Consider the following 13,216-nt stretch of genomic DNA (forward strand, 5'->3'; position numbering starts at 1 on the left):
GGGGTCAGCTATTAGAATGCGCAGCCTTTAACAGTGGGGTGGGTACGCCCGCACCCGCTGAAAAGGCCAAGGCAACCCATTGGAGTCAGCTACTACACCATGGCAACGATCAATCAGCTCGTGCGCAAGCCGCGCAAGCGCCCCGTCAGCAAGAGCGACGTGCCGGCGCTGCAGGCCTGTCCGCAGAAGCGCGGCGTCTGTACCCGCGTCTATACCACCACCCCGAAGAAGCCTAACTCGGCCCTGCGAAAGGTCTGCCGCGTGCGCCTGACCAACGGCTTCGAGGTCTCTTCCTACATCGGCGGTGAGGGTCACAACCTCCAGGAGCACTCCGTGGTCCTGATCCGCGGCGGTCGCGTCAAGGACCTTCCCGGTGTGCGTTATCACACCGTGCGTGGTGCCCTGGACACCTCCGGCGTGCAGAACCGCAAGCAGGGCCGTTCCAAGTACGGCGCCAAGCGTCCCAAGGCCTGATCGGTCTCGGCACGCACCTACACCAGAATCGATATCGGTCTGATAAGAGTAAGGTCGGGCGGCGCCGCCCCAAGACGGTCGAGCGTGAGTTCCGGGTTTACCTGAAGGACCCTTCCACAGAGGGCTTATCATGCCTAGAAGAAGAATTGCGGCAAAACGCGAGATCCTTCCGGATCCCAAGTTCGGAAGTGAGCGTCTTGCGAAGTTCATGAACCACCTGATGTTCGGCGGTAAGAAGTCCGTAGCTGAGCGCATCGTCTACGGTGCGCTGGACAGGGTTGCCGAGCGCAGTAATGAGGACCCGCTGGAGATCTTCGACAAGGCGCTGGAAGCCATCCAGCCCATGGTCGAAGTGAAGTCTCGCCGCGTTGGCGGTGCGACCTATCAGGTGCCGGTGGAAGTTCGTCCGTCACGCCGCCAGGCCCTGGCCATGCGCTGGCTGGTGGATGCCGCTCGCCGTCGTGGCGAGAAGACCATGGTGCAGCGCCTGGCTGGCGAGATGCTGGACGCCTCCGAAGGCAAGGGCTCCGCGGTCAAGAAGCGTGAAGACGTGCATCGCATGGCGGAAGCCAACAAGGCTTTCTCGCACTATCGCTTCTAAGGGCAGCGCTTCCAAACGCATCGCCAACCAACGGGGAGTTCCACCGTGGCTCGCAAGACTCCACTAAATCGCTATCGCAATATCGGCATCGTCGCCCACGTCGATGCCGGCAAGACCACCACGACCGAGCGGGTGCTGTTCTATACCGGCCTCTCCCACAAGGTGGGTGAGGTTCATGACGGCGCGGCAACGACCGACTGGATGGAGCAGGAGCAGGAGCGTGGCATCACCATCACATCCGCTGCTGTCACCACCTTCTGGAAGGGCATGAACCAGCAGTTCGATGAGCACCGCATCAACATCATCGACACCCCCGGGCACGTGGACTTCACCATCGAGGTAGAGCGTTCCCTGCGGGTTCTCGACGGTGCCGTGGTGGTGCTGTGCGGCTCGTCCGGCGTTCAGCCCCAGACGGAGACCGTCTGGCGCCAGGCCAACAAGTACGAAGTGCCGCGCATGGTGTTCGTCAACAAGATGGACCGCACTGGCGCCGACTTCTTCATGGTCGTCGAGCAGTTGAAGGATCGCCTGGGTGCCAACGCCGTGCCGATCCAGATCAACTGGGGCACCGAGGAAGACTTCAAGGGCGTTATCGACCTGATTCAGATGAAGGCCATCCTCTGGGATGAAGCCAGTCTGGGCATGAAGTATGACCTCGTCGATATCCCGGCCGAGCTCCAGGAGACCGCGGAGAAGTACCGCGAGGAGATGGTCGAGGCGGCCGCCGAGGCGTCTGAGGAGCTGATGGACAAGTACCTCGAAGGTGGTGAGCTGACCGTCGAGGAGATCAAGGCCGGTCTGCGTCGTCGCACCCTGGCCAACGAGATCGTGCTGGTCACCTGTGGCTCCGCGTTCAAGAACAAGGGCGTGCAGGCGGTGCTGGATGGCGTCATCGAGTACATGCCGTCCCCCACCGAGGTCAAGGCCATTGAGGGCGAGCTGGACGACAAGGACGGCACGGTCGCCACCCGTGAGGCCGACGACAGCGCCCCCTTTGCCGCCCTGGCGTTCAAGATCGCCACCGACCCCTTCGTGGGCACCCTGACCTTCATCCGCGTCTACTCCGGCGTGCTGAACTCCGGCGACGGCGTCTACAACTCCGTGAAGCAGAAGAAGGAGCGCGTCGGCCGTATCGTCCAGATGCACGCCAACTCCCGCGAGGAGATCAAGGAAGTGCGTGCCGGCGACATCGCCGCCTGTATCGGCCTCAAGGATGTCACCACCGGTGACACCCTGTGCGATTTGAACGAGAAGATCGTGCTGGAGCGCATGGAGTTCCCGGATCCGGTGATCTCCGTGGCCGTGGAGCCCAAGTCCAAGGCCGATCAGGAGAAGATGGGCGTGGCCTTGGGCAAGCTGGCCCAGGAAGACCCCTCCTTCCAGGTCCGCACCGACGAGGAGACCGGCCAGACCATCATCTCCGGTATGGGCGAGCTGCACCTGGACATCCTGGTCGACCGCATGCGTCGCGAGTTCAAGGTCGAGGCCAACATTGGCAAGCCTCAGGTGGCCTATCGCGAGACCATTCGCGGCAAAGTGGAGCAGGAAGGCAAGTTCGTGCGTCAGTCCGGCGGTCGCGGCCAGTACGGCCACGTCTGGCTGCGCATCGAGCCGCTCACCCAGGAAGACAAGGGCGAAGATGAAGACCTGCACTTCAAATTCGTTTCCGAGATCGTCGGCGGTGTGGTTCCCAAGGAATACGTGCCGGCCGTCGAGAAAGGGGCCTACGAGCAGCTGAAGAACGGTGTCATCGCGGGCTACCCGATGATCGACGTCAAGGTTACGCTGTACGATGGTTCCTTCCACGACGTGGACTCCAACGAGACCGCGTTCAAGGTCGCTTCTTCCATGGCCGTCAAGGAAGGCGCCAGGAAGGCCAAGGCCGTGCTGCTGGAGCCGGTGATGAAGGTCGAGGTCGTGACTCCCGAGGACTACATGGGGGATGTCATGGGCGACCTCAACCGCCGTCGTGGCCTGGTGGAGGGCATGGATGACTCGTCAATGGGCAAGATCATCCGCGCTCGGGTGCCGTTGGCTGAGATGTTCGGTTACGCGACCGATCTGCGTTCTCAGACCCAAGGCCGCGCAAGCTACGTCATGGAGTTCGCGCAGTACGAAGAGGCGCCGTCCAGCGTCGTTGAAGCCGTCATCAACCAAAACGGTTAACCGTTAGCTAACGTAAAGAGGTTATAGCAGTGGCTAAGGAAAAATTTGAGCGTTCCAAACCGCACGTCAACGTCGGCACCATCGGTCACGTCGACCACGGCAAGACCACGCTGACTGCGGCCCTGACCCGCGTCTCCGCCGAGGTATTCGGCGGTGACTGGCGCGAGTTCGACACCATCGACAACGCTCCGGAAGAGCGTGAGCGCGGCATCACCATTGCCACCTCTCACGTGGAGTACCAGTCCGAGCAGCGCCACTACGCGCACGTCGACTGTCCCGGCCACGCCGACTATGTGAAGAACATGATCACCGGTGCGGCCCAGATGGATGGCGCCATTCTGGTGGTGTCCGCCGCCGACGGCCCCATGCCTCAGACCCGCGAGCACATTCTGCTCTCTCGTCAGGTTGGTGTTCCGTACATCGTCGTGTTCCTGAACAAGGCCGACATGGTCGACGACGAGGAGCTTCTCGAGCTGGTCGAGATGGAAGTGCGCGAACTCCTCAGCGAGTACGACTTCCCGGGCGACGACACCCCGATCATCACCGGCTCTGCCCTGATGGCCCTGGAAGGCAAGGACGACAACGGCATGGGCACCACCGCCGTTGCCAACCTGATCAAGGCCCTGGACGAGTACATTCCGGAGCCGGAGCGTGCCATCGATCAGCCGTTCCTGATGCCGATCGAGGACGTGTTCTCCATCTCCGGCCGCGGCACCGTGGTCACCGGCCGTATCGAGCGTGGCATCGTCAAGGCCGGCGAAGAGATCGAGATCGTCGGTATCCGCGACACGACCAAGACCGTGGTGACCGGTGTCGAGATGTTCCGCAAGCTTCTCGACGAGGGTCGTGCCGGTGAGAACGTCGGCGCCCTGTTGCGTGGCACCAAACGTGACGACGTCGAACGTGGCCAGGTCCTGGCCAAGCCTGGCTCCATCAACCCGCACACCGTCTTCGAAGCCGAAGTCTATGTGCTGTCCAAGGAGGAGGGTGGTCGTCACACGCCGTTCTTCAAGGGCTACCGTCCGCAGTTCTACTTCCGTACCACCGATGTCACCGGTACCTGTGAGCTGCCGGAAGGCGTCGAGATGGTCATGCCGGGCGACAACGTCAAGATGGTTGTCACCCTGATTGCCCCGATCGCCATGGACGACGGTCTGCGCTTCGCCATCCGTGAAGGCGGCCGCACCGTCGGCGCCGGCGTCGTGGCCAAGATCCTCAAGTAAGCTGCGGCCGAACGATGATCAAAGGGGGCCCCGTCAGGGGCCCCCTTTCTGCGCATCGCGGAGAGTGTTTGACTCTCGTCCGCGGCGCACCTATAATGCGCATCCTTTGAATGCGTGGGTTGACGGCTCGCGCCGTCGAGATCCATTGGAGTTAAGGGCAAATGCAGAACCAGAAGATTCGCATTCGGTTGAAGGCCTTCGACCATCGCCTGATCGACCAGTCCGCCGCGGAGATCGTTGAGACCGCCAAGCGTACCGGCGCCCAGGTTCGTGGACCGATTCCCCTGCCGACCAACCGCGAGCGGTACACCGTGCTGATCTCGCCGCACGTCAACAAGGACGCGCGGGACCAGTACGAGATTCGTACCCACAAGCGTGTGCTCGACATCGTCGAACCCACGGAAAAGACCGTCGATGCGCTGATGAAGCTCGACCTCGCCGCCGGCGTGGACGTGCAGATCAAGCTCGACTGATTCCAACTAGACACTTGCGGCCCAGCGCTCATCCCTGCTCTTACGGAGCTGGCATGAGCAGCAGCCGCCGCGCCGTGAGGCGCCATACAACGTGCTAGTGGAATGCTCTGGAAAGGGCAGCCATAGCGGGTGACAGCCCCGTACACTAAAGGAGACTGAGTATGACTATCGGTTTAGTCGGTAAAAAGGCCGGGATGACCCGTGTCTTTGCCGAAGACGGCGCTTCTGTGCCCGTAACCGTGATCGAGGTTGCTCCCAACCGCATCACTCGCGTCAAGACCGTCGAGAATGACGGCTACGCGGCGGTTCAGGTGACAGCCGGCTCTCGCAAGGCCAAGCACCTTACCAAAGCTCAGGCGGGTCAGTACGCCAAGGCGGGTGTCGAGGCCGGTCGTTCGCTGATGGAGTTCCGCCTGGAAGAAGGCGACGAGGCTCCGGCGGTGGGCGGCGAATTCACCGTATCCCTCTTCGAAGCTGGTCAGAAGATCGATGTGACCGGCACCTCCAAAGGCAAGGGCTTCCAGGGCGCCGTCAAGCGCTGGAACTTCCGCACCCAGGATGCCACCCACGGCAACTCCCTGTCCCACCGCGCGCCGGGTTCCATCGGCATGTGCCAGACCCCCGGCCGCGTGTTCAAGGGCAAGAAGATGGCCGGCCAGATGGGCAACGTCCGTTGCACCGTCCAGAGCCTTGAAGTCGTGCGTGTCGATGTTGAACGCAACCTGCTGCTGGTCAAGGGCGCCGTGCCCGGTGCCACCGGCAGTGACGTGATCGTGCGCAGCGCCGTGAAAGCTGGCTGAAGGGGATAGAGACCGATGAATCTGAATCTTGCAGCCGGGGCTGGCACTGTCGAAGTGTCCGACGCCACCTTTGGCAAAGACTTCAACGAAGCGCTCGTGCACCAGGTCGTCACCGCCTATCTGGCCGGTGGTCGTCAGGGGACTCGCGCCCAGAAGAACCGTTCCGACGTGCGTGGCGGCGGCAAGAAGCCGTGGCGTCAGAAGGGCACCGGTCGCGCTCGTGCCGGCACCATCCGCTCTCCGCTATGGCGCAGCGGCGGTGTGACCTTTGCAGCGCGTCCTCAGGACCACTCGCAGAAGGTCAACCGCAAGATGTATCGCGCGGCGATGCGCTCCATTCTCTCCGAGCTGGTGCGTCAGGAGCGACTGGTGGCCGTCGAGGAGATCTCCGTCGAAGCGCCGAAGACCAAGGAGCTGGTGGCCAAGCTCAGCGAACTGGGCCTTGAGAAGGTGCTGATCGTCACCGAAGAAGTCGACGAGAAGCTCTATCTGGCCGCCCGCAACATTCCCAACGTGGATGTGGTGGACGTGGCCGCCGCTGACCCGGTGAGCCTGGTCGCCTTCGACAAGGTGCTGGTCACCGTCTCGGCCCTGCGCAAATTCGAGGAGAAGCTGGCATGAACCAGGAGCGTGTATTCAAGGTCCTGCTGGGTCCGCACGTGACCGAGAAGGCCGCAATGGCAGCCGAACGCAACCAGTACGTGTTCAAAGTGGCCAGCGACGCGACCAAGCCCGAGATCAAGAAGGCCGTCGAGGCCCTGTTTGGCAAGAAGGTCGAACGCGTTCAGACGCTGAACGTCAAGGGCAAGACCAAGCGCACCGCGCATGGACTGGGTCACCGCAAGGGGTATCGCAAGGCCTATGTATCGCTGGCCGCCGGCGAAACCCTTGAAGACTTCTCTGGCGCCGAATAAGGGCAGGAGTACGGACAATGGCAATCGTCAAGACCAAACCCACATCCGCCGGCCGTCGCCACGTCGTCAAGATCGTTGGTGAAGACCTGCACAAGGGCAAGCCCTTCGCGGCACTGCTCGAAAAGCAGTCGCGCAGTGGTGGTCGTAACAACAACGGTCGTATCACCACCCGTCACGTGGGCGGTGGGCACCGTCAGCACTACCGGATCATCGACTTCAAGCGTATCAAGGATGGCATTCCGGCCATCGTCGAGCGCATTGAGTATGACCCAAACCGAAGCGCTCACATCGCGCTGCTGAAGTACCTGGACGGTGAGCGTCGCTACATCATCGCGCCCAAGGGCGTGAGCGCAGGCGACAAACTCGAGTCCGGGGTCAACGCGGCCATCAAGAAGGGCAATGCTCTTCCGCTGCGTAACATTCCGCTGGGTTCTACCGTGCACTGCATCGAGCTTAAGCCCGGCAAGGGCGCTCAGATCGCTCGCAGTGCCGGCACCAGCGCCCAGCTGGTCGCCCGTGAAGGCAGCTATGCCACGCTGCGTCTGCGCTCCGGCGAGATGCGCAAGGTGCTGAGCGAATGCCGCGCGACCCTGGGGGAAGTGAGCAACTCCGAGCACAGCCTGCGTCAGCTTGGCAAGGCCGGTGCAAAGCGCTGGAGAGGTGTGCGCCCGACCGTTCGCGGCGTGGCCATGAACCCGGTGGATCACCCCCACGGCGGCGGCGAAGGTCGCACCAGCGGTGGTCGTCATCCGGTGTCCCCGTGGGGTATCCCCACCAAGGGCCACAAGACCCGCAAGAACAAGCGCACCGACAAGCTGATCATCCGTCGCCGCAAGGCCCGGAACTGATTGAAAACGCCAAGACTTTAAGAGGTAACGGCTGTGCCACGTTCACTGAAGAAAGGTCCCTTCATTGACCTTCATCTGCTGAAGAAGGTTGAGGCTGCAGTGGAGAAGAACGACCGCAAACCGATCAAGACCTGGTCACGTCGTTCTATGATCCTGCCCAACATGGTCGGGCTCACCATTGCGGTCCATAACGGTCGCCAGCACGTCCCGGTGCACGTCGCCGAGGAGATGGTTGGCCACAAGCTGGGCGAATTCGCTGCTACCCGCACCTATCGCGGTCATGCGGCGGACAAGAAAGCCAAACGGTAAGCCAGAGAGGATTGAGAGATGGAAGTCACAGCTAAGCTGCGTGGCGCTCGTTTATCCGCCCAGAAGGCCCGTTTGGTGGCTGACCAGGTGCGCGGTAAACCGGTCGCCGAGGCGCTGGACCTGCTGACCTTCTCACCGAAGAAGGCTGCCAAACTGGTCAAGAAAGTGCTGCAGTCCGCCATCGCGAATGCGGAAGAAAATAACGGCATGGATATCGACGAGCTGCGTGTCTCGACCATCTGCGTCGATGAGGGCATGACGCTCAAGCGTATCAAGCCGCGTGCCAAGGGCCGCGCGGATCGTATCTTGAAGCGCACCTGCCACATCACCGTCAAGGTAGCCGAGAAGTAGGAGTCGACCAGATGGGTCAGAAAGTACATCCAACAGGCATCCGACTGGGTATCGTCAAAGACCATACTTCAGTCTGGTACGCCGAGCGCGGCGCCTATGCCGATAAGCTCAACAGCGACCTCGCAGTGCGAAGCTTTCTCGTGGAGCGTCTCAAGAACGCTTCCGTGAGCCGCATCACTATCGAGCGTCCTGCCAATAACGCGCGCATCACCATTCACACCGCCCGTCCGGGCATCGTGATTGGCAAGAAGGGCGAAGATGTCGATCGCCTGCGCCGTGAAGTCACCGCGATGATGGGCGTGCCTGTGCACGTCAACATCGAGGAAGTTCGCAAGCCCGAGCTGGACGCCATGCTCGTGGCCCAGAACATCGCCGGCCAGCTCGAGCGCCGCGTCATGTTCCGTCGCGCCATGAAGCGTGCGGTACAGAACGCCATGCGCCTGGGCGCCGGTGGCATCAAGGTGATGCTGGCCGGCCGTCTCGGTGGCGCGGAAATCGCGCGCACCGAATGGTACCGGGAAGGTCGTGTTCCGCTGCATACCCTGCGTGCGGACATCGACTACGCCGCCTTTGAGGCCAAGACCACCTACGGCATCATCGGTGTCAAGGTGTGGGTCTTCAAGGGCGAGATCCTCGGGGGCATCGAAGAGGTCCGCGCCAAGGCGAAGCAGCCTCAGGCCGCGCCCTCCAAGAAGAAAGGTTCCAGGTAAGGGGAGAGCGAGTCGATGTTACAACCCAAGCGTATGAAATTCCGCAAGATGCAGAAAGGCCGTAACCGTGGCCTGGCGCATCGCGGGAGCAAGATCAGCTTCGGGGAATACGGCCTTAAGGCAACCGGTCGCGGCCGCATCACTGCGCGCCAGATCGAGGCCGGCCGTCGCGCGATCACCCGTCACGTCAAGCGTGGCGGCAAGATCTGGATCCGCGTGTTCCCGGACAAGCCGATTTCCAAGAAGCCACTCGAAGTCCGTATGGGTAAAGGCAAGGGCTCCGTCGAGTACTGGGTCGCGCAGATCCAGCCGGGTCGGGTCCTGTATGAGATCGAAGGCGTTTCCGAAGAGTTGGCCCGTGAGGCCTTCACTCTGGCGGCCCAGAAGATGCCCATATCCACCACCTTTGTGAAACGGACGGTGATGTGATGAAAGCCCAGGAAATCCGTGAAAAATCAGTCGATGAGCTGAAGAGTCAGCTCCTCGAACTCCTCCGCGAGCAGTTCAACCTGCGCATGCAGAAGGCCACCGGTCAGCTCAGCCAGACTCATCTGCTCAAGCAGGTTCGTCGGGATATCGCCCGGGTGAAGACTGTGCTCAACGAGAAGGCAGGTGACTGAGATGGTCGAAGAAAAGAAAGCTCGTACGCTCACCGGCAAGGTGGTGAGCGACAAGATGGATAAGTCCATCGTCGTGATGATCGAGCGCCGCGTGCGTCACCCGATCTACGGCAAGTACGTCAAGCGCTCCACCAAGCTGCACGCCCATGACGAGGCGAACCAGGCGAAGGACGGCGATACGGTCTCCATCCAGGAGTGCCGCCCGCTGTCCAAGACCAAGTCCTGGAAGCTGGTCGAGGTGGTCGAGCAGGCCAAGGGCTGATCAGCTCACGCCTGTCAAACCAGTGCAGTCAGATTAGGTTTGGAGAAAACCGATGATTCAGACTCAGACAATGCTGGATGTCGCCGACAACAGCGGAGCGCGCCGGGTGCAATGCATCAAGGTGTTGGGCGGTTCACACCGTCGCTACGCTCACATCGGCGATGTCATCAAGGTCACGGTGAAGGAAGCCATTCCGCGTGGCAAGGTCAAGAAGGGCCAGGTCCTCAAGGCGGTGGTGGTTCGCACCCGTAGCGGCGTCCGTCGTTCCGACGGTTCGCTGATCCGTTTCGATGGAAATGCGGCGGTTCTGTTGAACAACACCAACGAACAGCCAATCGGTACCCGTATCTTCGGGCCGGTGACCCGTGAGCTTCGCAACGAGAAGTTCATGAAGATCATTTCCTTGGCGCCTGAAGTGCTGTAAGGAGCGAGGCGGATATGCAAAAAATCAAACGTGACGATGAAGTCGTCGTCATCGCCGGCAAGGATAAGGGTAAGCGTGGCACGGTGAAGCGCGTCCTCAAGGACGATCGCTATGTCGTGTCCGGTGTGAACATGATCAAGCGTCACACCAAGCCCAATCCCATGGCGGGCAATCAGGGCGGTATCGTCGAGCGTGAGGCTCCGATTCACGTGTCCAACGTAGCCATCTTCAATTCGGAGACCGGTAAGGCGGATCGCGTCGGCTTCCAGGTGAAGGAAGACGGTACCAAGGTACGTATCTACAAGTCGACGCAGACGCAGATCGACGCCTAACGCGAGTCGGGTAGCAAAATGGCGAACTTGAAAGAACGTTATCAGAACGAGGTGGTGGCTCAACTCAAAGAGCAGTTCAGCTACGCCAACGTGATGCAGGTGCCGCGGGTCACCAAGGTGACTCTTAACATGGGCATCGGCGAAGCGACCAGCGACAAGAAGCTGATCGACAATGCCATCGGTGATCTGGAGAAGCTTTCCGGTCAGAAGCCGATGGTGACCAAGGCACGCAAGTCCATCGCGGGCTTCAAGGTGCGTGAAGGCTGGCCGATCGGGATCAAGGTAACGCTGCGCTCCGAGCGCATGTGGGACTTCCTCGATCGCCTGGTGAATATCGCGATCCCCCGCGTTCGTGACTTCCGTGGTCTCAACCCGAAGTCCTTCGACGGTCGTGGCAATTACTCCATGGGGGTGCGTGAGCAGATCATCTTCCCGGAGATCGAGTATGATAAGATCGATCGGATCCGTGGTCTGGATGTCACCATCACCACCACCGCCAAAACCGATGATGAAGGTCGTGCGCTGTTGAGCGCGCTGAACTTCCCGTTCAAGAAATAAGGGTGGGATCATGGCAAAGAAAAGCATGGTAGAGCGTGAGCTCAAGCGCACCAAACTGGTGGCGAAATTTGCCGCCAGGCGCGCCGAGCTCAAGGCGATCATCCAGGATGTCAACACTTCCGATGAAGAGCGCTTCGAGGCGACGCTGAAGCTGCAGCAGCTGCCGCGAGACTCCAGCCCGGTGCGTCAGCGTAACCGTTGCCGCATCACCGGCCGTCCGCACGGCTACTACAACAAGTTCGGCCTCGGCCGCAACAAGCTTCGCGAAGCCGCCATGCGTGGCGACGTCCCTGGACTGAAGAAGTCCAGCTGGTAAGCCACGCGAGAATCAGGAGCGCAACGTAAATGAGCATGCAAGACACTCTGGCGGATATGTTCACTCGTATCCGCAATGCGCAGATGGCCACCAAGGAGACGGTCACCATGCCGTCCTCCAAGCTGAAGATCGAGGTGGCCCGCGTATTGAAGGAAGAGGGTTACATCAACGACTTCGCGGTGTCCGAGGCTGCCAAGCCCGAGCTGACGGTGACCCTCAAGTACTTCGAGGGCAAGCCGGTCATCGAGCACATTCAGCGAGTTTCCAAGCCGTCCCTGCGCCAGTACAAGGGCAAGGACGCGCTGCCGAAGGTCGCCGATGGCCTGGGTATCGCTATCGTCACCACCTCCAACGGGGTGATGACCGATCGCGCGGCTCGCAAGGCCGGTGTCGGTGGCGAAGTCCTCTGCACCGTATTCTAGGAGTTTGGAATGTCACGCGTAGCCAAATATCCGGTTAAAGTGCCCGCTGGCGTCGAGATCAATCTCGACGGCGACCAGCTGACCGTCAAGGGCGGTCAGGGTAAGTTGTCCCTGACGATTCACCCCGATGTGGTGATTGGTCAGGAAGAGGGTCAGCTGACCTTCGCGCCGAGCGAGGCCGCCAAGAGCTGGGCCATGTCCGGTACCACCCGTGCCCTGGTTCAGAACCTGGTCACCGGCGTGAGCGAAGGCTTCACCAAGTCTCTCGAAATCATCGGCGTCGGTTATCGTGCCCAAGCCAAGGGCCAGACGCTCAATCTGTCACTGGGCTTCTCGCACCCGGTCGAATACACGCTGCCTGAGGGTGTCTCCGCGGAAACGCCGAAGAACACCCAGATCGTGCTGAAGAGCGCGGACAAGCAGATGCTCGGCCAGGTTGCCGCGGAAATCCGCGCCTTCCGTCCGCCTGAACCCTATAAGGGCAAGGGTGTACGGTACGCCGACGAGCAGGTGCGTCGCAAAGAAGCCAAGAAGAAGTAAGGCAGGGTTATGAACGCGAAGAAAGAATCTCGTCTCCGTCGTGCCCGCCGCGCTCGCGCCAAGATCCGCGAGCTGGGCGTGTATCGCCTGTGCGTCAACCGTACCCCCCGCCACATCTATGCGCAGATCATCTCGCCGGATGGTGGTAAGGTCCTCGCCAGCGCTTCCACGCTGGACAAGGCCCTGCGTGAGGGTGCAACCGGCAATGCCGACGCCGCCGCCAAGGTGGGCGCTCTGATTGCCGAGCGCGCCAAGGAAGCAGGTATCACCCAGGTGGCCTTCGATCGTGCCGGTTTCAAGTACCATGGGCGCGTGAAGGCCCTGGCCGACGCCGCTCGTGAAGGCGGCCTGGAATTCTAAAGGGTTTTACGATGGCGAAGAACGAACAGCAAAGCGGCGACCTCCAGGAGAAACTGGTACAGGTCAACCGTGTCGCCAAGGTGGTCAAGGGTGGCCGTATCTTCGGTTTCACCGCTCTGACCGTCGTGGGTGACGGCAAGGGCCGAGTCGGCTTCGGTCGCGGCAAGGCGCGTGAAGTGCCGGTCGCGATCCAGAAGGCGATGGACCAGGCTCGCCGCAACATGGTCAAGGTCAACCTCGCGGGTGGCACTTTGCAGTACCCGGTCAAGGCCCGTCATGGCGCCTCCAAGGTGTACATGCAGCCCGCTTCCGAGGGTACTGGCATCATCGCAGGCGGCGCCATGCGCTCCGTGCTCGAGCTGGCAGGTGTCCATGACGTCCTGGCCAAGTGCTACGGGTCCACCAATCCGGTGAACGTGGTGCGGGCTACCGTCAGGGGCCTGACCGCCATGCAAGCGCCGGAAGACATAGCCGCCAAGCGCGGTCTGTCTGTCGAAGCGATCACGGGGTAAA

General features: G+C 61.3%; 23 protein-coding genes. All 23 read left to right on the top strand.

Going from position 1 to position 13,216, the window contains the following annotated elements:
* Positions 1–99: 99 nt before the first annotated feature.
* The 23 genes from rpsL (at position 100) to rpsE (ending at position 13,215) form a co-directional block, all read left to right on the top strand.
* On the top strand, positions 100–474 hold the full coding sequence (gene rpsL, locus ACR80S_RS16195) for a 30S ribosomal protein S12 (protein WP_110070664.1): 375 nt from the start codon (positions 100–102) through the stop codon (positions 472–474).
* 130 nt (positions 475–604) lie between these two features.
* Positions 605–1,075 carry a 30S ribosomal protein S7 gene (gene rpsG / locus ACR80S_RS16200; protein ID WP_435401141.1) on the top strand — a complete coding sequence of 157 codons (471 nt, stop codon included), beginning with the start codon at positions 605–607 and terminating at the stop codon, positions 1,073–1,075.
* Between the two features lie 45 nt (positions 1,076–1,120).
* A complete protein-coding gene (gene fusA, locus ACR80S_RS16205) occupies positions 1,121–3,241 on the top strand; it encodes an elongation factor G (RefSeq protein ID WP_435401142.1) in 2,121 nt (706 codons plus the stop codon).
* A 29-nt stretch (positions 3,242–3,270) separates the two neighbouring features.
* Positions 3,271–4,464, top strand: a complete 1,194-nt coding sequence (tuf, locus tag ACR80S_RS16210; protein WP_435401143.1) for an elongation factor Tu — start codon at positions 3,271–3,273, stop codon at positions 4,462–4,464.
* Positions 4,465–4,625: 161 nt separating this feature from the next.
* On the top strand, positions 4,626–4,937 hold the full coding sequence (gene rpsJ / locus ACR80S_RS16215) for a 30S ribosomal protein S10 (RefSeq protein ID WP_021819602.1): 312 nt from the start codon (positions 4,626–4,628) through the stop codon (positions 4,935–4,937).
* Between the two features lie 161 nt (positions 4,938–5,098).
* Positions 5,099–5,737, top strand: coding sequence for a 50S ribosomal protein L3 (rplC, locus tag ACR80S_RS16220; RefSeq protein WP_435401144.1), 639 nt, complete (start codon positions 5,099–5,101; stop codon positions 5,735–5,737).
* Between the two features lie 15 nt (positions 5,738–5,752).
* Entirely contained in the window at positions 5,753–6,358 is a 606-nt protein-coding gene (rplD, locus tag ACR80S_RS16225) for a 50S ribosomal protein L4 (protein WP_435401145.1), read from the top strand.
* The gene (gene rplW, locus ACR80S_RS16230) at positions 6,355–6,651 is read left to right on the top strand and encodes a 50S ribosomal protein L23 (protein WP_290906770.1); all 297 of its coding nucleotides are present in this window, start codon (positions 6,355–6,357) and stop codon (positions 6,649–6,651) included. The genes rplD and rplW overlap by 4 nt, the downstream gene beginning before the upstream one ends.
* Positions 6,652–6,668: 17 nt before the next feature.
* The gene (rplB, locus tag ACR80S_RS16235) at positions 6,669–7,499 is read left to right on the top strand and encodes a 50S ribosomal protein L2 (protein WP_435401146.1); all 831 of its coding nucleotides are present in this window, start codon (positions 6,669–6,671) and stop codon (positions 7,497–7,499) included.
* Between the two features lie 33 nt (positions 7,500–7,532).
* Positions 7,533–7,808 carry a 30S ribosomal protein S19 gene (gene rpsS / locus ACR80S_RS16240; RefSeq protein ID WP_290906768.1) on the top strand — a complete coding sequence of 92 codons (276 nt, stop codon included), beginning with the start codon at positions 7,533–7,535 and terminating at the stop codon, positions 7,806–7,808.
* Positions 7,809–7,826: 18 nt separating this feature from the next.
* On the top strand, positions 7,827–8,159 hold the full coding sequence (rplV, locus tag ACR80S_RS16245; RefSeq protein WP_010626471.1) for a 50S ribosomal protein L22: 333 nt from the start codon (positions 7,827–7,829) through the stop codon (positions 8,157–8,159).
* An 11-nt stretch (positions 8,160–8,170) separates the two neighbouring features.
* Complete coding sequence (gene rpsC, locus ACR80S_RS16250) at positions 8,171–8,869, top strand: 30S ribosomal protein S3 (protein WP_435403828.1); 699 nt, start codon at positions 8,171–8,173, stop codon at positions 8,867–8,869.
* A 15-nt stretch (positions 8,870–8,884) separates the two neighbouring features.
* Positions 8,885–9,298 (top strand): 50S ribosomal protein L16, encoded by a 414-nt coding sequence (gene rplP, locus ACR80S_RS16255; protein WP_290906766.1) that lies wholly within the window; start codon positions 8,885–8,887, stop codon positions 9,296–9,298.
* Positions 9,298–9,489, top strand: coding sequence for a 50S ribosomal protein L29 (gene rpmC / locus ACR80S_RS16260; RefSeq protein WP_290906765.1), 192 nt, complete (start codon positions 9,298–9,300; stop codon positions 9,487–9,489). Before rplP ends, rpmC begins: the two co-directional genes overlap by 1 nt.
* 1 nt (position 9,490) lies before the next feature.
* Complete coding sequence (rpsQ, locus tag ACR80S_RS16265) at positions 9,491–9,751, top strand: 30S ribosomal protein S17 (protein ID WP_290906786.1); 261 nt, start codon at positions 9,491–9,493, stop codon at positions 9,749–9,751.
* 52 nt (positions 9,752–9,803) lie between these two features.
* Positions 9,804–10,175 (top strand): 50S ribosomal protein L14, encoded by a 372-nt coding sequence (gene rplN / locus ACR80S_RS16270; protein ID WP_290906764.1) that lies wholly within the window; start codon positions 9,804–9,806, stop codon positions 10,173–10,175.
* 14 nt (positions 10,176–10,189) lie between these two features.
* The gene (gene rplX / locus ACR80S_RS16275; protein WP_435401148.1) at positions 10,190–10,507 is read left to right on the top strand and encodes a 50S ribosomal protein L24; all 318 of its coding nucleotides are present in this window, start codon (positions 10,190–10,192) and stop codon (positions 10,505–10,507) included.
* A gap of 18 nt (positions 10,508–10,525) precedes the next feature.
* Positions 10,526–11,065 (top strand): 50S ribosomal protein L5, encoded by a 540-nt coding sequence (rplE, locus tag ACR80S_RS16280; RefSeq protein WP_379761254.1) that lies wholly within the window; start codon positions 10,526–10,528, stop codon positions 11,063–11,065.
* 10 nt (positions 11,066–11,075) lie between these two features.
* Positions 11,076–11,381, top strand: coding sequence for a 30S ribosomal protein S14 (gene rpsN / locus ACR80S_RS16285; protein ID WP_290906761.1), 306 nt, complete (start codon positions 11,076–11,078; stop codon positions 11,379–11,381).
* A 29-nt stretch (positions 11,382–11,410) separates the two neighbouring features.
* On the top strand, positions 11,411–11,803 hold the full coding sequence (gene rpsH, locus ACR80S_RS16290; RefSeq protein WP_290906760.1) for a 30S ribosomal protein S8: 393 nt from the start codon (positions 11,411–11,413) through the stop codon (positions 11,801–11,803).
* Positions 11,804–11,812: 9 nt separating this feature from the next.
* Entirely contained in the window at positions 11,813–12,343 is a 531-nt protein-coding gene (gene rplF, locus ACR80S_RS16295) for a 50S ribosomal protein L6 (protein ID WP_290906759.1), read from the top strand.
* A gap of 9 nt (positions 12,344–12,352) precedes the next feature.
* Positions 12,353–12,703, top strand: a complete 351-nt coding sequence (rplR, locus tag ACR80S_RS16300; RefSeq protein WP_023007536.1) for a 50S ribosomal protein L18 — start codon at positions 12,353–12,355, stop codon at positions 12,701–12,703.
* 11 nt (positions 12,704–12,714) lie between these two features.
* A complete protein-coding gene (rpsE, locus tag ACR80S_RS16305) occupies positions 12,715–13,215 on the top strand; it encodes a 30S ribosomal protein S5 (RefSeq protein WP_290906758.1) in 501 nt (166 codons plus the stop codon).
* The last annotated feature ends 1 nt before the right edge of the window (position 13,216 follow it).

This window comes from Halomonas salsilacus (assembly GCF_051216275.1).
In the GTDB taxonomy this organism is placed as follows: Bacteria; Pseudomonadota; Gammaproteobacteria; order Pseudomonadales; family Halomonadaceae; genus Halomonas.